This window comes from Ruegeria sp. CE9 (assembly GCF_056537425.1).
In genome coordinates this window covers 1-1095 of record NZ_JBQFRO010000087.1, presented here as the reverse complement: position 1 = coordinate 1095, position 1095 = coordinate 1, and the positions used below count along the sequence as shown (strand labels likewise).

The following is a 1095-nucleotide window of genomic DNA, read 5'->3' as shown; positions in this document are numbered from 1 at the left end:
CTCAGCTGATGGAAGATTTACAGCGTGCCATGGATGATTACATCCGTGAATTGGCGCAATCTGCCGAACCCAGTGACACCCCCACGGACAGCCCCGATCAAGGGCAAGAGGGAATGGAGTTGTCGATGAATGATCTGTCCCAGATGATGGATCAAATTCAGGAGTTGATGGAGCAAGGGCGCATGGCCGAGGCGCAGGCGATGCTAGATGCCTTGTCACAAATGCTTGAAAATATGGAAGTGACCCAAGGGCAGGGTCAGGGTTCTGCGGGCGAACGCGCGATGGAAGATCTGCGCGACACGTTGCGTGAACAGCAGGGTTTGGCGGATGATAGTTTTCGGTCTTTCCAAGATAGTTTTGGTCAGGGCGAGCCTTCTGACCAAGATGGACAACAATCCCTTGCTGATCGCCAAGAGGCTTTGCGCGACAGCTTGCGTGAGCAGGCAGAAAACTTGCCGGGTCAAGGGCGTGAAGAAGGCCAAGCGGCGCGGGATCGTTTAGACGAGGCGGAACGCGCGATGCGTGATGCGGCGCGCGCTTTGGAAGAGGGCGATATGGCGGGTGCTTTAGATCGTCAGGCGGACGCTATGGATGCATTGCGCGAGGGTATGGATCAGTTGGGGCGCGCTTTTGCCGATGAGGGCGGCACCCCACGCGAGGATGATGCGCCGCAGATGGGTGAGGCGCAGCAAGGTGGGCAGCAGCAAGGGTCTGCGCGCCCATTGACCGACCCGCTTGGGCGCGCCACGGGGGGCGAAGGGGCAGGTGTGGCAGGCGGGCCATTGTCCCGCCAAGAGGCCGCGCGGCGTGCAGAGGAATTGCTTGAGGAACTGCGCCGCCGCTCGGGCGAAACCACGCGCCCAGATCAAGAGCGTGATTATCTCAGACGTTTGATTGAGCCTTACTGAGTGAAAGAGGCGATCAAGGCTGTAATCTGCGCCTGAAGCGCAGGCAAAGTTTCGCGCAGCCAGTCTAGGATTTGGTCACGCAGTGCATCTACACCGTTGGCATATTGGATTAGATAAGGCGCGGCGGTGGGCACAGCTTCGCCCAACTGGGCGGCATTGCTGTAAACCCCTATTGCAATCATGCCCA

Annotated in this window: 1 protein-coding gene and 1 pseudogene; one reads left to right on the top strand and one right to left on the bottom strand. The window is 58.8% G+C overall.

Annotation, left to right across the window (positions count from 1 at the left end):
• On the top strand, positions 1-908 hold a 908-nt coding region (locus ACR0B3_RS24195; protein ID WP_480811265.1), incomplete at its 5' end, for a DUF4175 family protein.
• Here the strand turns inward: ACR0B3_RS24195 and ACR0B3_RS24190 are convergent.
• Positions 902-1095, bottom strand: a pseudogene (locus ACR0B3_RS24190) (hypothetical protein); the annotation flags it as partial. The gene ACR0B3_RS24195 and the pseudogene ACR0B3_RS24190 overlap by 7 nt on opposite strands.